This window comes from Streptomyces sp. NPDC003032, from assembly GCF_053591415.1.
In genome coordinates, this window is the sequence record NZ_JBSFTT010000014.1 from 183,138 (window position 1) to 201,137 (window position 18,000).

Sequence of the window (18,000 nt, forward strand, 5' to 3'; positions counted from 1 at the left end):
GCCACCCTCCATCGTACGGGCGTACGGAAGGGGGCACAGGGCCGTAAGACCACTTACCGCGTGTGCCCGTCGCCTCACTCGAAGCGGGCGGCCAGCAGCACCACGTCTTCCTCGCTGTCCACCGTGTCGAGCCCGTCCGGAAGCACGGTCCGCAGTACGTGATCGGCGATCGCCCCTGGATCGTCCTTGATGGCCTTGGGCACGCTCGCCGCCGCCGCGTGCAGGCGCGCGAACGCCCGGTCCATCGCGTCCCCGGTGCGGTGCAGCAGGCCGTCCGTATAAAGAAGCACCGTTTCTCCGGGCTCCGGGGAGATCTCCACGCTTGGCGCCTCCCAGCAGGCGAGCATCCCGAGCGGCGCGGACAGGGAGGTCTCCACGTACTCCGTGCGCCGCTCCCCGATGATCAGAGGCGGGCTGTGTCCCGCACCGGCGAGCACGACCTTGCGCAGGGCGGGCTCGCAGTAGGCGAAGAGGGCCGTGGCGGACCGCGCGGGTTCGGTGAGCCGCAGCAGCAGCTCCAGATCGGAGAGTACGGCGACGGGGTCCTCGCCCTCCATCACGGCGTACGCCCGCAAGGAGGCCCGCAGCCGCCCCATCGCCGCCACGGCGCTGGGCCCCGACCCGGTGACCGACCCGACCGCGAGCCCGAGCGCCGCGTCCGGCAGCGGCAGCGCGTCGTGCCAGTCGCCGCCGCCGCGCGGCCCGGTGCGGTGCCGTGCGGCGAGCTGCACCCCGGTGACCCGCGGCAGCCGCGAGGGCATGAGCTCCTCGCGCAGGGTCGCGGTGGTGGTGCGGGCGCGGTCCAGTTCGAGCAGCCGCGCCAGGTGCTCGGTGGCGTAGCCCGCGTAGAGCCCGGCGAGGTGGCGTCTGCGCTCGGCCGGCTCGGCGGGCTCGTCGTACAGCCAGACCGCGGCGCCGATCCGGCCCGCCGCCTCGGTGGCCAGGGGCAGGGCGTAGCTCGCGGCGTAGCCGATGCGGGCGGCGACCTCGCGGTGGCGCGGGTCGAGGCCGTCGTCGGCGAGCAGGTCGGGGCGGACGATCTCGCTACCGGCGCCCGGGAGGCAGGCCGTCGGCGCGTCCAGGATCTGGCCGTGCGACGTCGCGCCGCGCGGCACCGTCTCGATGTGCCCCAGCTCGGCGCGGGTGAGCCCCAGGCCGGTCGTGCTGTCGGGGCCGAGTCCGTCGGCGGGCTCCAGGACGGCGAGGCCGCGCCGGGCGCCGACGAGGGCGGCACCGGCCCGCAGAAGCTCGCGCAGGGCCTCGTCGAGGGTCTGGGTGCGGGCCAGCCGCTCGGTGAGTTCGTGCAGCGTGGTGAGGTCGGAGACCCAGCCCGCGAGGCGGTCCTGGATCATGGCGCCGGGGGTGCCGGTGCCGGGTGTGCCGGGGACGGGGGAACCCGCCGGTGCGGGCGTGCTGGGCGTGGCAGGCGCGGTGGGCGCGACAGTGTGGGCCGGTGGCGGAACAGTGGAATCGATTCCGGCCACTTTCGGAAGATGCGGGGCGTTCATGGCTGACGGCTTTCCGGCCGGTGCGTAATGCTCAATAGCATCGCAAACCCCCATGTCATTCTGCGCCGCTAGCAATGTCTCCAGATGTACACGCCCTGGTGAGGGGATGTCCAGCATTGTCCAGCCGGGATTCCTGGTGTCCATGGGCTTTCCGAGCAACGTTATCGATCTTGAAAACTTGGCCGAAAACCGCGCCGGGTTAGGGCTTATTGCGATCGACTGACGTTGTTCGGTAGAGCGTTGCAGCGGTCGTGCTGGGTACGTACTCAGTGATGACCAGGGGCAGTTGGGACCCGTCCGGAACCTCGCGGAGGACCCGGGCGTCTTAACTCACGACGACCGTGCCCCATCCTCCCGTGGGGGAGGCGGCAAGCAATATCGCGGGACGGCAAACGCCAGGCGCCGCCACCCCACGCCACGTCAACGCTCGGTTCAGAGTGGTTCCCCATGCCGCAGGCTGGGGTCGGATGTGCCAGCTCGTACGTACAGCGAAGTGATCCACACATGGGTGTAGTGATCCACACATGGGTGTAGTGATCCACACATGGTGTGATGCGGCCCGCAGTCTCCCCGGCGTCAAACGTCGGCGTGCAACGGAAAGGAACGAGCGCTCATGCGCGAGATCCTCGGAAGGCGACGCAGGCTCCTGTCCTGGCGAATGGGAAGAAAGCCCGGCCGGAGTACCGGACAGATCGGCGCGGCCCTGACCTTCGCGACCGCATGGCGGTGGCCCGTACTGCCGGGAATCGGCCTCGACCGGCGCGACGGCAGCCGATGCTCCTGCCCCGACCCCGACTGCGTGGTGCCCGGCGCGCACCCCCTCGACCCCGGGCTGCTCGCCGCGACCACCGACGAACGCATGGTGCGCTGGTGGTGGACCAACCGCCCGGGCGCCCCCATCGTGCTCGCCACCGGAGGCCGCGCCCCGTGCGCCGTCAGCCTCCCCGTCGACGCGGGCGTGCGCGCGCTGGCCGCGCTCGACGAGGCGGGCATCAGGCTCGGCCCGGTGGTCACCACCGGGAGCCGCCTCCATCTGCTCGTCGCGCCGTACTCCATGGCCCAGTTGGGCGAGCTGCTCTACGCCAAGGACTACGTCCCCGGCTCACTGCGCTTCCACGGAGAGGGCGGCTATATCGCGCTGCCCCCCTCCGGGACGGGCCAGGGGACGGACCACGACACGGGTCGGGGGCCGGTCCGCTGGGAGCGCGCCCCGCTGCCCGGCTCGGCCGCCCCCTGGGTGCCCGATGTCGAGGCGGTCGTGGACGCGGTCGTCGACGCCCTCACTCGTACGGGTGTGAGCGCACCCGAGTTGTAGGGGAAATGGGCGCGCGGCGGACGGGCCGCGCGCCAACTGTCGTTATGTTCGGCCCATGCAACCCCGCCTGATCGCGCTCCTGGGCGTCGTGGCCGTCATGGTTCTCCTGCCGCTCGCGGGCGCGTCCGCCGGGCCGGTCGGCGACGGTGACGCGAACTCGCCCCTGCCCGGCCCCTCGACCGCCCCTTCGAAGACCACCCCCGACCCAGCGGCGAAGAAACCGGAACCTTCGCTGCCCGACGGCCTCGGTGCGAGCACCGCCGCCCGATGCGGGCCCGAAGTCTCCACCCCGGACGGCCTCAAGGCCCAGACCTGTGTCCTCACACAGGGCCGCGACACCTGGGCCCGCACCTACTACCGCAACGCCACCGGCGACGACCTGACCGCCGTACTGACCGTCATGGGACCGGACGCGCGCACCGTACAGACGCACTGCGAGGTGGGTGCGGAGGACGAGCCGGGAGCTTGCGAGACGCCGCGCGAGCGGTCGCTGGGCGAGGCGGCGGCGTACTCGGCGGTGGCGGAGTACGCGGCGGGCGAGTCGGGAGCGCTTCTGCTGCGCTCCGGAAGCAACTCCACGTCGCCTCAAGGCAGTTGAGCACTGAACCGAACCCGGACATGGAAGGGCCCGGTTGCTGGCGACGGGGGATGCACCAGCAACCGGGCTATCTGAACGGTAACAAGAGATCGGCTCCTGGCAAATTCGATCTCAGTTATCCGGACAGGGATTTACCTGCGACGACGGGGAGTTGTGACAGGAGTCACGCACTCGTCACCGACTGACTGGTGGGTCAGCCCCGTGTGACCCGACCGCGTCGGCCGAGCGTGACCCGACCACGTCGGCTCGCTCCGGCTCCACGCGTCAGCTGAGCGTGACCTGGCGGTTGGTGAGACCACCGCGCGCCCGGCGCTCGTCCGCGGTCAGCGGGGCGTCCGAGGCGAGCGCCACAGCGAGCCGCCCGGCGAACTCGGCGGCCGGCTTCTCGATGTCGTCGGCGCCGACGCCGCTCGGCAGGTCCCACACCGGCACGATGACACCGTGCGCACGGAAGGAGCCCACGAGCCGGGTGCCCTCGCCGAGGCTCGACGTGCCGGCCGCGTGCAGCCGGGCCAGCGCGTCGAGGAGCTGCTCCTCGGGGTGCGGCATGACCCAGCGCAGGTGGTTCTTCTCCGGCGTCTCGCACCAGTACGCGGCGTCCACACCGGTGAGCTTCACGGTCGGGATGGCGGCGTCGTTCGCCCGCTCCAGGGAAGCGGTGACCTCCGGCGTCGCGTTCTCCGAGTCCGGCACCCAGAACTCGAACCCGGCGTGCACCACCGGCTCGAACGGCGCCTCGGCGGCGAGCAGATCCTGCAGGCGCGGCCCGTCCGCGGGAGCGCGGCGGCCCTGCACCGGCGTGCCCGGCTCGGCCTCCAGGGCGCGCAGCAACGTGTCGGCCAGGTCGCGGCTGATGTCGCCGGACGAGGTGTCGTTCTGCAGCCCGAGCAGGACCGCGCCGTCGTCGCGGCGCAGCGCGGGCCACGCCATCGGCAGCACGGTGGCCAGGGTGACCGAGGGGACGCCCTCGGGGAGGCCGTCCTTGAGCGTCAGCTCGACGGTGGCGGCGGGCACCAGCTCGCGCAGCGCGACCCAGTCGCACTCGCCCGGCAGGCCCTCGAAGGGGCGCTGCACCAGCTCGGCCACCGCGTGCGCGGCGGCCCGGCCGTGACAGGCCTTGTAGCGGCGGCCCGAACCGCAGGGGCAGGGTTCGCGGGCACCGACGGCCGGATAGCTCTCACTGGCTCCGCCCTTGAGCGGCTGCTGCTGCTTGCCCTTGGTCTGGGGGCGCTTCTTGGCCATCTTGGGTGTCTCCCGGCTGCGGCTCTCATGCTCACTTGCGTACGGGCGGGAGCCTAGCCGTTGGTGCGGGGCCCGCCGGGATTCGCTCGGTGTGCCCGGAGCGGGGTGCCGGTGTGTATCCGGAGCCCGGCTGCGTCTCAGTCCAGGTCGTCAAAGGGGTCCGCGAAGGCGAGGTCGGTGAGCGCGGCCGCCGACGGGGCGGCGACGCGCGTAGCGAAATCCTCGTGCCGGTGCCCCGCTTGGACGACGACCCAGACCGTGACCTCGCCGTGCACGTCGTCGCGTACGCCCCATGTGTCGGCGAGCGACGAGATGATGTTGAGCCCCCGGCCGCCGTGCGCCGTGACCGAGGGCGTGGCCGGAACCGGGCGGGTCGGGCCGCCGCCGTCCGTCACCTCGACCGTCAGTCGGCCCGTCTTGTCGACGTGCCATGCCGCTCGCACGTCACCGTCGCCGACCATCCCGCGTCCCAGCGGCCTGCCGTGCCGGCAAGCATTGCTGAGCAGCTCCGACAGGATCAGTACGGCATCGTCGATGACCGACTCGGACACTCCGCCGATACGTAGTTGATCACGCATCCGGTGTCTTGCTTCCCCCACGCCCGCAGGGCCATGGGGTACGGCCATGCTCGACGACGTGGGCACCTCCCGTGCCACCACCAACGCCACCCCCGAGACCTCCTTTGTCCCACGCCACGGTGTGGATGCCCCAATGGACTGGACCGGAAACCGGCCAATCGCCCTCCGGTGACGCACTCGTAACGATCGAATACGCACCGAACGCGCCGGTGCACTCCCTGTAACAGGAGTTATCGGAGCCCCAGCCGGTCCAGTTGGGTCAGAACCTGCTTGGGGCGGTTGGTGATGATCGCGTCGACACCTAGCTCGGCACAGAGCTCGACGTCCTCGGGCTCGTTCACCGTCCAGACGTGCACCTGATGGCCCGCGCGCTTCAGTTTGGCCACGTAGCCGGGGTGGTTGCGCACGATCCGCAGCGCGGGACCCGCGATGCGTACGCCTGCGGGAAGGCGCCCGTCCCGGTGGCGGGGCGAGACGAACTGCATCAGATAGACGGTCGGCAGCGTCGGGGACGCGGCCCGTACGCGCAGCAGCGAACGCGCCGAGAAGCTCATGACGCGCACGGGCGAGAGCCCCTCGGAGGGCGGCGCGTCCAGGTCGAAGCGCTTGAGGAGCATCAGCAGGCGCTCTTCCACCTGGCCCGCCCAGCGTGTGGGGTGCTTGGTCTCGATCGCCAGCCGCACCTGGCGCCCCGAGGCATTGCTTTCGGCCACGAGCTCAAGGAGCCGTTCCAGGGTCAGTACGGAGGTGTCCGCGCCTGCGGAGCCCTCCCAGTCAGGGCCCTCGCCCTCCTCGGCCTCGTCGTGGTGCCGCTTCCAGGAGCCGAAGTCGAGGGCGGCCAGGTCGGCCAGTTCGAGGGCCGAGACGGCCCCGCGGCCGTTCGATGTGCGGTTGACGCGGCGGTCGTGGACGCAGACGAGGTGGCCGTCCGCGGTGAGCCGCACATCGCATTCAAGGGCGTCGGCCCCGTCCTCGACCGCCTTCTTGTACGCGGCCAGCGTGTGCTCGGGGGCGTCCTCGGAGGCTCCGCGGTGGGCGACGACCTGGATCTGGTGCTGTCGTGCGAGGGTCACCGCGTCATGGTGCCATCACGGGGTACCCGTCGGCTCGCCGGAGGGTCGCGTCCCGGGGGCCGGACACACAGGCTCGGCTTATGGTGCCCTGACGGCCCATGGGAAAAGCTGACCGCAGACACATGCACAGTTGGCACAGCCAGGCCGTGACCGAGAACGCCAGCCACGACAGCATGGACCGAGGAGAAGAGCTGTGAACACCGAGAACGAGGGCAACGCGGTACCTCAGGCCCCGTCCGCACCTCCTGTGCCGGTGGACGCTCCCGCTGTTTCCGCGAGCTCTCCTGGTGAGGGTGTTCCTGAGGGGGCTGGTGCTGCTGCGGGTCCCGCTGGTGCCAGTCCTGCGGTTTCTGGAGGGCCTGGGGGCCCTGCCGGTCCTGGGGGTCCTGGGGGCCTTGCCGGTCCTGCTGGTCCTGCCGGTGGTGGTGTGTGGCCGCCTCCGCCGCCGCCTGCTGTGCCGTCGTACGCCTCCGGTGACGGCTCCGGTTCGGGTTCTGGTTCCGGCTGGGGCGCCTCGTACCAGCCGCAGGAGCCGAAGCCCGGCCGTCGGCGCGGCGGCCTGGTCGCCGGGGTGCTCGCGGCCGCCCTGATCGCGGGTGGCGTCGGTGGCGGCGTCGGCTACTGGGCTGCCGAGCGGGACGACAACGACACCGGTTCGACCACGGTCTCCGCCGCGGACACGCCCGCCGACCTGAAGCGCGAGCCGGGCTCGGTGGCGAAGATCGCGAACGACGCGCTGCCGAGCGTCGTCACCATCGAGGCGCAGAGCGGCAGCGGTGAGGGCGGCACGGGCACCGGCTTCGTCTACGACAAGCAGGGCCACATCCTCACCAACAACCACGTGGTGGCCTCGGCCGCCGAAGGCGGAAAGCTGCAGGCGACGTTCTCCAACGGCAAGAAGTACGCCGCCGAGGTCATCGGCCGCGCCGAGGGGTACGACGTGGCGGTCGTCAAGCTCAAGAACACCCCGGGCGACCTGAAGCCGCTCCCCCTCGGGAACTCCGACCGCGTGGCCGTCGGCGACTCGACGATCGCGATCGGCGCCCCCTTCGGCCTCTCGAACACCGTCACCACGGGCATCATCAGCGCCAAGAACCGTCCGGTGACCTCCAGCGACGGCGGGCAGAGCGGCAAGAGCTCGTACATGAGCGCCCTGCAGACCGACGCCTCCATCAACCCCGGCAACTCCGGCGGCCCGCTCCTGGACGGGCGTGGCGCGGTCATCGGCATCAACTCCGCGATCAAGCCCGCCGACAGCGGCGGCCTCGGCGGCTCCGGCCAGTCGGGCTCCATCGGCCTGGGCTTCGCGATCCCGGTGAACCAGGCGAAGAACGTCGCCCAGCAGCTGATCAGGACCGGCCAGCCGGTCTACCCCGTGATCGGGGCCTCGGTCTCGCTGCGGCAGGACTCCTCGGACGGCGCCACGATCTCCCAGGAGGGCGCGAACGGCTCCCAGGCGGTCACCCCGAACGGCCCGGCGGACAAGGCGGGCCTCAAGCCCGGTGACGTCATCAAGAAGCTGGACGACACGGTGATCGACAGCGGCCCGACCCTGATCGGCCAGATCTGGACCCACAAGCCGGGCGACACGGTCAAGATCACCTACGAGCGCGGCGGCAAGGAGCACACGGTCGACGTGACGCTGGGCCAGCGCAAGGGCGACAGCTGAGCCGCTGAGCCGCTGAGCCGTTGGGCTGTTGAGCCGCTGCTCCGACGGCGGACCGACCCGCTAGTCTTGTCCCCGCGCCGTCCCGGGTCTCCGGTGGCCGGCGCGGGGTGGGTTGCCCGAGCGGCCTAAGGGAACGGTCTTGAAAACCGTCGTGGCGCGAGTCACCGTGGGTTCAAATCCCACACCCACCGCAGCAGGCCAGAGAAGTAGCAGGCCAGAGAAGTAGCAGGCCAGAGAAGTAGCAGGCCAGAGAAGTGGCAGGTCAAAGGGCGCGAACCCGGTCAGGGTTCGCGCCCTTCCGTTCATGGGGCCACGCATGGGCGGGGGACCGAAAGGGTGATTATCTGCGTTCGACACTATGGGCACCCTTATTCCTTCTGTTCTACGCGTATAGAATAAGAACGGAATCAAGCCTTCCGTGCTCACTAGCAGTGATATCGCCCTGCATCGGAGAAAACTTCTGATCCACAGTCTGGGGACAGCGAAACGCCAGCTCAGACCGCTCCTGTGGGTTACCTTGTGGGCCCTCGCACTGCGTTGTCCACCGAGTCGTACACAGTTTTCCGCTAGGTATACACAGTGATAGGCGGGTTATCCACAAGCCCTGTTGATAAGCAGATTGGCGACGGGCTCACGCGCTGTCACTATTGCCGCTGACGGGTGGCGTGGTCGCAAAAAGGCGGCCCCCGCTGGCACGGGAGCCGCCCTGACCCCACTTCAGAGAGGTCAGTCATGACGGTACCCACTAACGCTGAAAGCGCGCACTTCAGGAAGTCCTGTCAGCCGTGTAGTGCCGAACCCGTCCCGCTCGTCCCACTGGTCCCGCCCGGCCCTCTCGTCCCGCCCGTCCCGCGCGTCCGTGCCGCCGTGCTGCCGCGGCGGCGGGGGCTGCTGATCGGCGGCGTTGTCGCGGTCGGGCTCGGGGTCGTGGCCTTGGTGCTGGCTTTCCCGCGTCTCGCGGCCCCGATCGGAACCGCCGCCGGCGTGGTCGCCGTTCTCGTTCCCCTGATCCACAGGGTGGGGCGCGGCGAGTCCTCGGGCGGGGAAACAGCAGGTAAGCCGTAGACCCGCGGTGCTGATGAGCGGGTAGCTCGTGCAGGTCGGCGCATTCCGCGCCCACCGCTTGTCTGTAAGGGGCGTCGGCAATTGAGGGCGCCCCTTACCCACACCCTGTCAGGCGTGCCGCCGAGGCGATCGTGGAGTGGGCCTCGCGGTGCGTGAGGCCGACGCGGAGGGCGGCGTCCGTGAGCTGGGGGGTGAGGAACTCGCCGATGCCGTTCTCGTAGGCGCGGCAGGCGGCCCAGAAGAGGCGGGTGTTGCGCTGCCCCTCGTGCGCCGCGAGGACGAACTGTACGAGTCCCTGGCCCTGCTGGGCCGCCGCCTCACCGGTCCGCGGGGGCGCCGGGTGGTGCGCGCGGGGCGGGGGCGTCAGCAGGCGCAGCAGCGCGGGCGGACAGGGTGCGGGCGGTAGCTGGGCGGTGCCGGGCACGGTGCTGTAGACCCCGTGTTCGGTACGGGAGCCGGGTCCGACGAGGTAGCCGCCCGCGCCGCGGATGTCGATGCCGGGGGCGAGCCGGCCCGCCGAGTTGGGGACCACGGTGTCGGGTGGCCCCGCCAGCCAGATGTGGCGGCCACCGCTCGGCGTGGTCACGACGACGGTCTCGGGGATCGTGAAGAGGTGGCGCAGTGCCAGTGCGCGGAGGGCCGCGGGCGCGTCCGCGCCGGATTTCGTGTCGAGGTCGACGCCGATCAGATAGTGCGGGGACAGCCCGCAGGCGATGCCGTAACCGGTGGCCCAGGGGGCGGCGGCGAAGAGTTCACGGATGCGCCGCGGGTCGGTCGTCGCGTCGTACACGCCGTGGCCCAGGCGGCCGCACTCGCCATGGCAGGGGGCTGCCCGTTGGGCGGCTCCGTGGTGTGCGGCTTCGTAGTGGGCGGCCTCCTGATGGGCGGCTTTGTGGTGTGCGGCTTCGTGGTGTGCGGCTTCGTGGTGGGGCGAGCGAAGGGCCGGGAGTTTGCTACGGGAGAGCGGGATCACCGCGAGGCCTCGCTCGGCGGCGGACAGGGCGTGGGCGAGCGCGAGGGTAGTGGCATGGCGGTCGGTGGTGGCCATGGCGCCATTTTCGTACGTGCGTTCGAAGAAGGGAAGGGGCGCGGGCCTGGAACGGCTCGGGTAGTGAGGACCGCAGCGGGGAAGCGCCCTCTTCTTAAGGATGCCGACGGCTTTTGGAGGAACGCTTCTCCTCATGGGGCGCCTGGATCCGGCTCGGGCGGCGGACGGTGTGCGGGCGGTCGACGCGGTGCCGGGCCGGCGGTTCGAGGTACGAAGCATGTTTATCGTCATGTCCTCACGCTTGCGAGGGAATCGGGGCTTCCAGGGTGGTTCGCCGGGGATTCGCTGGGCGACCCTGATGCCGCGACGTCGTGCAGCAATCCGAGGTGGTCAGCCGACTCCCTTGGACCAGCCGCTTTTTCTCTTGGTACTCCCGGCTCACCGCCGGCGCGTATCTCCTGTTCTGGAGGAATAGACATGGCAAGCATCCGTACCGCTCGCGTCATCGCTGCCGCAGCCGCTCTGCCTCTGACGGCCGCGCTCTTCTCGGGTACGGCGATGGCCGACAACGGCGCTTTCGCGAACGATGGATCGAACGCGGGTGTGGCGACCGTGGACGGCAGCGGCGTCGGTGGCGACAACCATGGCAACTCGACCACCACGCAGCAGCAGGCCGTCGGTGACGGCGCCTGGAACCAGAACAACACTGCCCAGGTGAACGGTCCGGGGTTCACGGCGATCAGCCAGTCGAACGACAACATCACGGTGAACTTCACGAACCTCTGGTGAGCCGACACCCCCTGGAGCCGCTTGGGACGGCTCCTCGGGGTTCGAGACGTGGGGTGTGACGGGCCCCCTGTGCGGCGGCGCTCAGGTGTCGCCGCACAGGTGTGTCCGGTGGCGGGGCACAGGTGCGGTCTATTGACATGGCCGCGTTACCTGACGGACAGTCAGGTGCGTCCCGTCGGCGTCTGCAGCGTCCGTAGCGTCCGCAGCGCGCTCGGACCTGTCGACCTGTCGGACCTGTCGGAGCTGTCGGACCTGTCGGAGCTGTCGGAGTGGCCGGAGCTGTCGGAGTGGCCGGAGCTGTCGGAGCTGTCGAGGTTTTCCGACGGTCAGAACCCCTTGCCGGTACGAGATGGAGAGGCCGCCACCGTGCACCTCGCCCCCACCGAACGCCAGCGAAGACTCCGTGCCGAACTGCGCGCCTACTTCCGGGACGTGATGCCCGACGGCCCGCCCGACAGCGCTGACCCGGCGCGGCAGCGCGGCGTGCTGCGGCGCATCGGCGCGGACGGCATGCTCGGGCTCGGCTGGCCCGTCGAGTACGGCGGACAGGGCCGCGGCGCCGACGAGCAGTTCGTCTTCTTCGACGAGGCGTACCGTGCGGGCGCGCCCGTATCGATGGTCACTCTGAACACCGTCGGGCCGACGCTCATGAAGTACGGCACCCAGGAGCAGAAGGCCACCTTCCTGCCGCGCATCCTCAGCGGCGACCTGGTCTTCGCCATCGGTTACAGCGAGCCGTCGGCGGGCACGGACCTGGCCTCGCTGCGGACCAGGGCGGTGCGGGAGGGGGACGGCTGGCTGATCGACGGCCAGAAGGTCTTCACCTCGAACGCGCAGAACGCCGACTGGATCTGGCTGGCCTGCCGCACCGACCCCGAGGCACCCAAGCATCAGGGCATCTCGATCATCCTTGTGCCGACCGACGCGCCCGGTTTCTCCTGGACGCCGATCGACACCGTGGGCGGCCTGACGACGACGGCGACCTACTACGACGGAATCCGGGTTCCCGCCGCGAACCTCGTCGGCGATGAGAACGGCGGCTGGGGCCTCATCACCAACCAGCTCAACCACGAGCGGGTGGCGCTCGCCGCGATCGGCATGCAGGCCGAGGACTTCTACGCGGCGGCGCTGACTCTCGCACGCACACCCGATCCGGTGACTGGTGAGCGCCGGATTGACGCACCGTGGGTCCGGTCGAGACTGGCCGAGGCACATGCCCGCCTCGCGGCGACGCGCCTGCTCAACTGGCGTTTGGTGGGTGATGTGGGGGCGGGCCGGCTGACGCCCGGCGACGCGAGCGGCGTGAAGTTCGTGGGAACCGAATCGGCCGTCGAGGTGTACCGAATATGTCAGGAGATCGCGGGCGAGGCGGGGCTTGTGCGGGCCGGCTCGCCGGGTGGGCTCGGGGACGGTGAGCTGGAGCGGATGAACAGGGCCGCGCAGATCAACACATTCGGGGGCGGGGTGAGCGAGGTGCAGCGGGAGATCGTCGCGACGATGCGGCTCGGCATGCGGAGGGGGCGTCGGTGAGCGGCAAGGCAGGCACTCCGCAGGGCAGCGCGTACGAGAAGGTGGCGAGCGAGGAGTTGGCGTACAAGGAGACGACGTACGAGGAGACGACGTACGAGGAGACGACGTACGAGGAGTTGGCGTCCAAGGACTTGACGTACGAGGAGTTGAAGGCGTTCGAGGGCAAGGCTGCGGCGGAGGCCGGCCTCGGCAAGGACCCGGTCAACGAACCGATGATCAGGCACTGGTGCGAGGCGATGGGCGACACCAACCCCGCGTACAGAGGCGCGGACCCCATAGCGCCTCCCACGATGCTGCAGGCGTGGACGATGGGCGGCCTCTCCGGGCACGAGGGACGTTCCGACGCGTATGACGAGCTGTTGGCGCTGCTCGACGGTGCGGGGTACACCTCGGTGGTCGCCACCGACTGCGAGCAGGAGTACGTACGGGCGTTGCGGCCCGGCGACGAGATCACCTTCGACGCGGTGATCGAGTCGGTGTCGGAGCGCAAGACGACCAAGCTGGGCAGGGGCCACTTCGTCACCACGCGGATGGACATCAGGGCAGGCGGCGAACTCGCGGGGACGCACCGCTTCCGCATCCTCAAGTACGCGCCGACAACGCGGAAGCCGAAGGGCAAGCGCCCCCGCCCGGTGATCAACCGCGACAACGCGGGCTTCTGGGAGGGCGTCGCCGCGCACCGCCTGCTGATCCAGCGCTGCGACGGCTGCGGTGAGCTGCGCTTTCCGTGGCTGCCCGGCTGCAACGCCTGCGGTTCACCCGAGTGGGACACGGTCGAGGCGAGCGGCGAGGGCACGGTCTATTCGTACGTGGTGATGCACCACCCGCCTTTCCCGGCTTTCGATCCCCCTTACGCAGTGGGGCTCGTGGAGTTGGCGGAGGGCGTGCGGATCGTCAGCAATGTCATCGGGGTGCCGTACGACAAGGTGCGGATCGGGATGCCGGTGCGGCTCGAATATCGGCGAGTGGACGAGGAGTTGGAGCTGCCGATGTTCCGCGCTCGGGACGACGGCGCTGGGGACGAGGACTGACATGGACTTCACGCCCACGGAGGAGCAGGCGGCCGCACGGGACCTGGCCAGGGAGATCTTCGGCGATCTGGCCACACCGGAGCGGCTCGCGGCGGCGGGGACCGGTTCCGACGCCGAGCTGTGGAAGGCGCTGTGCGCGGCGGGGCTGCCGGGTGCGGTGGAGGACATCGGGCTGCTGGGGCTCGTTCTGCTGCTGGAGGAGCAGGGCCGGACGACGGCACAGGTGCCGTTCGCGGCGAGCTGTGTCTATGGCCTCCTCGCGGTGGCCGCACACGGCACGGAGGAGCAGCGGGGCCGACTGCTGCCCGCTCTGCGGCAGGGCACGGTGGTGGCCACGGGGGCCTTTCCGGCGCGGAGCGGTGTGGAGGTGGCCACGCCCCGCGAGCCCGGCGGGGAGCACGGAGGAGTGCTTGGCGGGGCGCTCGCCGGGGAGCCCGACGGTGTGCTCCGGGGCATTGTGCCGTGGGTGCCATGGCTGAGGGACGCCACGCATGTGCTGGTGGCCGCGGCCGACCGCAGCCTGTGGATGGTGTCGGTGGCGGGTGCGCGCGTGGAGTCCGTCGAGCTGACCGCGCCCTGGTCGGCGGGGCGGTTGGTCCTCGACCGGACGCCCGGGGAGCGGATCGGCGGGGCGGAGGCGTACGAGGACGTGCGGGCGAGCGCGCGGACGGCCTTCGCCGGGTTGCAGGCCGGGGTGTGCGCGGGGTCCCTGGCCCGCGCCGTGGCCCACACGAATGAGCGGGAGCAGTTCGGCCGTCCGCTCGCCGCCAAGCAGGCCGTCCAACTGAGAGCCGCCGACGCCCATATGGACACCGAGGCGATACGGGTCACGGCCTACGAGGCGGCCTGGCGCCGCGACAAGGGCCTCCCATACGGCACGCACGCGCTGACCGCGGCCTGGTGGGCGTCGGAGGCGGGCAAGCGCGTCGTGCACGCGGGCCAGCATCTGCACGGCGGCATGGGCGCCGACCTCGACCATCCCGTGCACCGGCATTTCCTGTGGGGGCGGCAGTTGGACGCGTACTTGGGGTGTGGGAGCGAAGTCCTGGAGGAGCTGGGGGGCCTGCTGGCCACAGAGGCGGAGCAAGCGGCATTGGCGTCACAGGAGGCAGGAGGCAGGAGGCAGGGGGCAGGGGGCAGGGGGCAGGGGGCAGGGAGCAGGTGGCAGGAGAGCCGGGGAGCCGGGGAGTCAGGGAGCTGGGGAGTGGGACAGCGTACGAAGGGGGAGCCGGTATGAGGACAGGTGAGGAGCTGCCGTCGCTGGAGGTGCCGATCACCCGCATCCTGATCGTCGCCGGTGCCATCGCGTCCCGCGACTACCAGGACGTGCACCACGACGCGGAGCTGGCCCGGACCAAGGGCTCCCCCGACATATTCATGAACATCCTGACGACCAACGGCCTGGTCGGTCGGTACATCACGGACCACTTCGGCCCCACAGCCATCCTGCGCAAGGTGGCGATACGTCTCGGCGCGCCCAACTACCCCGGGGACACGATGGTGCTGACGGGCACGGTCGAAGAGGTCGACACCGCACCCGAGGGCGAGACAGCCACCGTCAAGGTCGTCGGGGCCAACGGCATCGGCAAGCACGTCACCGGCACAGTGACCGTGACCCTTCCCGCAGGAGGCGCCGCATGAGTGTCCGTACGCGTGACGGTCTCGGAGGCAAGGCCGCGATCGTCGGTATCGGGGCGACGGAGTTCTCCAAGGACTCCGGGCGCAGTGAGCTCAAGCTGGCCGTGGAGGCGGTGCGGGCGGCGCTCGACGACGCCGGGCTCTCCCCCGCCGACGTCGACGGCATGGTCACCTTCACCATGGACACCAATCCGGAGATCACGGTCGCCCAGGCGGCCGGTATAGGAGAGCTGTCCTTCTTCTCCCGCGTCCACTACGGCGGCGGAGCGGCCTGCGCCACCGTGCAGCAGGCGGCGCTCGCGGTGGCGACCGGAGTGGCCGAAGTCGTTGTCTGCTACCGCGCGTTCAACGAACGGTCGGGGCGCAGATTCGGCTCAGGAGTGCAGCAGCGGCAACCGTCCGCCGAGGGCGCGGCGCTCGGCTGGTCCCTGCCGTTCGGCCTGCTGACCCCCGCCTCCTGGGTGGCGATGGCGGCCCAGCGCTATCTCCATACGTACGGGCTGACTCCGGACGTCTTCGGCCATGTGGCCGTGATGGACCGGAAGTACGCGGCCACCAACCCCGCCGCGTACTTCCACGGCAAGCCGATCACGCTCGCGGAGCACGCCGCGTCGCGTTGGATCGTCGAGCCCCTGCGGCTGCTCGACTGCTGCCAGGAGACGGACGGCGGCCAGGCGATCGTCGTCACGAGCGTGGAGCGGGCCCGCGATCTCCCGCGTCCTCCTGCAGTGATCACGGCGGCGGCCCAGGGAGCGGGCCGGGCGCAGGAGCAGATGACCAGCTTCTACCGCGACGATCTGAGCGGCCTGCCCGAGATGAGCGTCGTGGCCCGGCAGCTGTGGCGCACGTCGGGGCTGGCCCCGGCCGACTTCGACGTCGGCATCCTCTATGACCACTTCACGCCGTTCGTACTGATGCAGCTGGAGGAGTTCGGGTTCTGCGCGCCGGGGGAGGCCGCGGGGTTCGTGGCCGAAGAGCGACTGCCGCTGAACACGCACGGCGGGCAGCTCGGGGAGGCGTATCTGCACGGCATGAACGGCGTGGCGGAAGCCGTCCGACAGATACGAGGCACGTCCGTGAACCAGATACCAGGCGCCGCGCGCACGCTGGTGACCGCGGGCACGGGAGTCCCCACATCGGGGCTGATTCTGGGGTCGGACGGCTGAACGCGGCGCGTGTCCCCGGCTCGGATGAGGCGCGGGGCCGTTCACTCGCCGTATGCGTCTCCAAAAACTGATCATTGGACTTGTCCTCGCGCTGGCGGTCCTGGCCCTCGATCTGACCGCGTCCCCACCAGGCGCCAAGGCGGCCCCCGCCGACGCGCGCGAGGACGCCGCCTGGCCCGACACCACGGAATCCGCCGAGCTGCTGGCCAAGGCGCCGACCTACCGGGGGCGGGCCTTCGACACCTGCATCGCCCCGACCCTCGACACGATGCGGCGCTGGCAGTACTCCCCGTACGGCGCCGTGGGCGTCTACTACGGGGGGCGCGGCCGGGCGTGCAAGCGCCAGCCGAACCTGAACCGCGGCTGGACACGCGCGGTGGACCGGATGGGGTGGCGGGTGCTCCCGCTGTACGTGGGTTCGCAGTCGCCCTGTGTCATCGCCAAGCACAAGAAGGGAGTCCGTATCGGACGGCACCCCTGGAGTCAGGGGAAGCGGGAGGCACGTGACGCGGTGCGCAGCGCCAAGGCCGTCAGCATCCGCAGGGGCAGCCCGCTCTACCTGGACATGGAGGCGTACTCCTACCGGCAGAAGGCGTGTGCTCGCACCACGCTCTCCTTCGTACGGTCCTGGGACCGTGAGGTGCGCAGGCACGGCTACATCCCCGGCTTCTACAGCAGCGCCGGCTCCGGAGTACGGCACATGGAGCTGTCGCGGCGGGCGGGCGTGCGGGATCTGCCGTCGGTGATGTGGTTCGCGCGCTGGAACACCCGGCCGCACCTCTACCGCGAGCCCTCGCTGCGCCGGAACGCCTGGAACCCGGGGCGGCGCATCCACCAGTACGCGGGGAACGTGAGGGAACGGCACGCTGGGCGCACGATGACGATCGACCGCAATCTGATGCACGCTCCCGTGGCGCGCATCCGCTAGACGGCCCCGCCTGCCGGTGCCCCGTGTGCCCGTGTGCCCGTGTGCCCGTGTGTCGGCGGTGCCCGTGTGCCCGTGTGTCCACGGTGCTCTCAGGGGTGAACCCTCAGGGGTGTGCTCCGCCTCCTCCACCTGTAGGAGGTGGGGCCGGCCCCACTCGTACAACCTGAGGCGGACACCGTTTCGGGACTTGGGGCCGATCCGCGAAGTAGGGGGCGCTTCTAGCGTGGAGCCATGACCGCATCCATGGTGTCCGTGTGCACCAGCGCATCGAAGGCCGCGACGCGGGGCACGGGCCCGACGAGGGCCACCGGGCCCTTCGCGTACCCGTCGTTCGCGTCCTACGTACGGGCACGCCAGCCCGTACTGCTGCGCACCGCCCGCTCGCTGACCGCGAATCCGAGCGATGCCGAGGACCTGCTGCAGACCGCGCTGACCAAGACGTATGTCGCGTGGGACCGGATCGAGGATCATCGCGCGCTCGACGGCTATGTGCGCCGCGCCCTGCTGAACACGCGTACGTCGCAGTGGCGCAAGCGCAAGGTCGACGAGTTCGCGTGCGACGAGCTGCCGGAGCCCGAGGTGACGCCGGTCGGGGACCCGGCCGAGCAGCAGGTGCTCCGCGACGCGATGTGGCGCGCGATCATGAAGCTGCCGGACCGGCAGCGGGCGATGGTCGTCCTGAGGTATTACGAGGACCTCAGCGAGGCGCAGACCGCCGAGGTGCTCGGTGTCTCGATCGGGACGGTGAAGAGCGCGGTGTCGCGCGCGCTCGGCAAGCTGCGCGAGGACCCGGAGCTGACGCCGGTCCGCTGAGCACGCGGGGAGACCGGACCGGGTCGCCGAGGCGCCCACCTCTGCGAGTCGATGATCGATCATCCCCTG

At 70.5% G+C, this 18,000-nt stretch carries 16 protein-coding genes and 1 tRNA gene; 12 read left to right on the forward strand and 5 right to left on the reverse strand.

Annotated features, from left to right (window positions below; genetic code table 11):
- Window positions 1–74: 74 nt before the first annotated feature.
- On the reverse strand, window positions 75–1,625 hold the full coding sequence (locus ACWDZ7_RS21495) for a PP2C family protein-serine/threonine phosphatase (RefSeq protein ID WP_451798977.1): 1,551 nt from the start codon (window positions 1,623–1,625) through the stop codon (window positions 75–77).
- Window positions 1,626–2,121: 496 nt separating this feature from the next.
- Here ACWDZ7_RS21495 and ACWDZ7_RS21500 point away from each other — a divergent pair, with 496 nt between their 5' ends.
- Complete coding sequence (locus ACWDZ7_RS21500; protein ID WP_451798928.1) at window positions 2,122–2,823, forward strand: bifunctional DNA primase/polymerase; 702 nt, start codon at window positions 2,122–2,124, stop codon at window positions 2,821–2,823.
- Window positions 2,824–2,878: 55 nt separating this feature from the next.
- Complete coding sequence (locus ACWDZ7_RS21505; RefSeq protein ID WP_451798929.1) at window positions 2,879–3,421, forward strand: hypothetical protein; 543 nt, start codon at window positions 2,879–2,881, stop codon at window positions 3,419–3,421.
- 264 nt (window positions 3,422–3,685) lie between these two features.
- Here ACWDZ7_RS21505 and ACWDZ7_RS21510 read toward each other — a convergent pair whose 3' ends face one another.
- From ACWDZ7_RS21510 to ACWDZ7_RS21520, 3 genes are all read right to left on the reverse strand, one after another.
- Complete coding sequence (locus ACWDZ7_RS21510) at window positions 3,686–4,663, reverse strand: DUF5926 family protein (RefSeq protein ID WP_451798930.1); 978 nt, start codon at window positions 4,661–4,663, stop codon at window positions 3,686–3,688.
- A gap of 137 nt (window positions 4,664–4,800) precedes the next feature.
- Window positions 4,801–5,418, reverse strand: coding sequence for an ATP-binding protein (locus tag ACWDZ7_RS21515; RefSeq protein WP_451798931.1), 618 nt, complete (start codon window positions 5,416–5,418; stop codon window positions 4,801–4,803).
- Window positions 5,419–5,471: 53 nt separating this feature from the next.
- Window positions 5,472–6,314 carry a glycerophosphodiester phosphodiesterase gene (locus ACWDZ7_RS21520; protein WP_451798933.1) on the reverse strand — a complete coding sequence of 281 codons (843 nt, stop codon included), beginning with the start codon at window positions 6,312–6,314 and terminating at the stop codon, window positions 5,472–5,474.
- A 193-nt stretch (window positions 6,315–6,507) separates the two neighbouring features.
- Between ACWDZ7_RS21520 and ACWDZ7_RS21525 the strand changes: the two genes are divergently transcribed.
- Both ACWDZ7_RS21525 and ACWDZ7_RS21530 read left to right on the forward strand, forming a co-directional pair.
- The gene (locus ACWDZ7_RS21525; RefSeq protein WP_451798934.1) at window positions 6,508–7,983 is read left to right on the forward strand and encodes a S1C family serine protease; all 1,476 of its coding nucleotides are present in this window, start codon (window positions 6,508–6,510) and stop codon (window positions 7,981–7,983) included.
- 106 nt (window positions 7,984–8,089) lie between these two features.
- A tRNA-Ser gene (locus ACWDZ7_RS21530) sits at window positions 8,090–8,174 on the forward strand.
- Between the two features lie 968 nt (window positions 8,175–9,142).
- On the opposite strand, the gene ACWDZ7_RS21535 is transcribed toward ACWDZ7_RS21530, so the two are convergent.
- Window positions 9,143–10,096 carry a bifunctional DNA primase/polymerase gene (locus tag ACWDZ7_RS21535; protein ID WP_451798936.1) on the reverse strand — a complete coding sequence of 318 codons (954 nt, stop codon included), beginning with the start codon at window positions 10,094–10,096 and terminating at the stop codon, window positions 9,143–9,145.
- Between the two features lie 417 nt (window positions 10,097–10,513).
- Between ACWDZ7_RS21535 and ACWDZ7_RS21540 the strand changes: the two genes are divergently transcribed.
- The 8 genes from ACWDZ7_RS21540 to ACWDZ7_RS21575 all read left to right on the forward strand — a co-directional run bounded on the left by ACWDZ7_RS21540 (window position 10,514) and on the right by ACWDZ7_RS21575 (window position 17,931).
- On the forward strand, window positions 10,514–10,825 hold the full coding sequence (locus ACWDZ7_RS21540) for a hypothetical protein (protein WP_451798937.1): 312 nt from the start codon (window positions 10,514–10,516) through the stop codon (window positions 10,823–10,825).
- A 366-nt stretch (window positions 10,826–11,191) separates the two neighbouring features.
- Window positions 11,192–12,355, forward strand: a complete 1,164-nt coding sequence (locus ACWDZ7_RS21545) for an acyl-CoA dehydrogenase family protein (RefSeq protein ID WP_451798978.1) — start codon at window positions 11,192–11,194, stop codon at window positions 12,353–12,355.
- Between the two features lie 116 nt (window positions 12,356–12,471).
- Window positions 12,472–13,386 carry a bifunctional MaoC family dehydratase N-terminal/OB-fold nucleic acid binding domain-containing protein gene (locus ACWDZ7_RS21550; RefSeq protein WP_451798979.1) on the forward strand — a complete coding sequence of 305 codons (915 nt, stop codon included), beginning with the start codon at window positions 12,472–12,474 and terminating at the stop codon, window positions 13,384–13,386.
- A 1-nt stretch (window position 13,387) separates the two neighbouring features.
- Complete coding sequence (locus ACWDZ7_RS21555; protein WP_451798938.1) at window positions 13,388–14,623, forward strand: acyl-CoA dehydrogenase family protein; 1,236 nt, start codon at window positions 13,388–13,390, stop codon at window positions 14,621–14,623.
- Entirely contained in the window at window positions 14,620–15,027 is a 408-nt protein-coding gene (locus ACWDZ7_RS21560; protein WP_451798939.1) for a MaoC family dehydratase, read from the forward strand. The genes ACWDZ7_RS21555 and ACWDZ7_RS21560 overlap by 4 nt, the downstream gene beginning before the upstream one ends.
- Window positions 15,024–16,190: a lipid-transfer protein gene (locus tag ACWDZ7_RS21565; RefSeq protein WP_451798941.1), complete on the forward strand. Its 1,167-nt coding sequence runs from the start codon at window positions 15,024–15,026 to the stop codon at window positions 16,188–16,190. The genes ACWDZ7_RS21560 and ACWDZ7_RS21565 overlap by 4 nt, the downstream gene beginning before the upstream one ends.
- 52 nt (window positions 16,191–16,242) lie before the next feature.
- Complete coding sequence (locus tag ACWDZ7_RS21570) at window positions 16,243–17,118, forward strand: DUF1906 domain-containing protein (RefSeq protein ID WP_451798943.1); 876 nt, start codon at window positions 16,243–16,245, stop codon at window positions 17,116–17,118.
- Window positions 17,119–17,349: 231 nt separating this feature from the next.
- Entirely contained in the window at window positions 17,350–17,931 is a 582-nt protein-coding gene (locus ACWDZ7_RS21575) for a SigE family RNA polymerase sigma factor (RefSeq protein WP_451517083.1), read from the forward strand.
- Window positions 17,932–18,000: the final 69 nt, after the last annotated feature.

Coding starts and splice junctions, on each gene's coding strand:
- ACWDZ7_RS21540 (WP_451798937.1), top strand. CDS start 10,514: ATGGCAAGCATCCGTACCGCTCGCGTCATCGCTGCCGCAGCCGCTCTG.
- ACWDZ7_RS21495 (WP_451798977.1), bottom strand. CDS start 1,625: ATGCTGGACATCCCCTCACCAGGGCGTGTACATCTGGAGACATTGCTA.
- ACWDZ7_RS21555 (WP_451798938.1), top strand. CDS start 13,388: ATGGACTTCACGCCCACGGAGGAGCAGGCGGCCGCACGGGACCTGGCC.
- ACWDZ7_RS21575 (WP_451517083.1), top strand. CDS start 17,350: ATGACCGCATCCATGGTGTCCGTGTGCACCAGCGCATCGAAGGCCGCG.
- ACWDZ7_RS21570 (WP_451798943.1), top strand. CDS start 16,243: ATGCGTCTCCAAAAACTGATCATTGGACTTGTCCTCGCGCTGGCGGTC.
- ACWDZ7_RS21535 (WP_451798936.1), bottom strand. CDS start 10,096: ATGGCCACCACCGACCGCCATGCCACTACCCTCGCGCTCGCCCACGCC.
- ACWDZ7_RS21505 (WP_451798929.1), top strand. CDS start 2,879: ATGCAACCCCGCCTGATCGCGCTCCTGGGCGTCGTGGCCGTCATGGTT.
- ACWDZ7_RS21565 (WP_451798941.1), top strand. CDS start 15,024: ATGAGTGTCCGTACGCGTGACGGTCTCGGAGGCAAGGCCGCGATCGTC.
- ACWDZ7_RS21510 (WP_451798930.1), bottom strand. CDS start 4,663: ATGGCCAAGAAGCGCCCCCAGACCAAGGGCAAGCAGCAGCAGCCGCTC.
- ACWDZ7_RS21560 (WP_451798939.1), top strand. CDS start 14,620: ATGAGGACAGGTGAGGAGCTGCCGTCGCTGGAGGTGCCGATCACCCGC.
- ACWDZ7_RS21500 (WP_451798928.1), top strand. CDS start 2,122: ATGCGCGAGATCCTCGGAAGGCGACGCAGGCTCCTGTCCTGGCGAATG.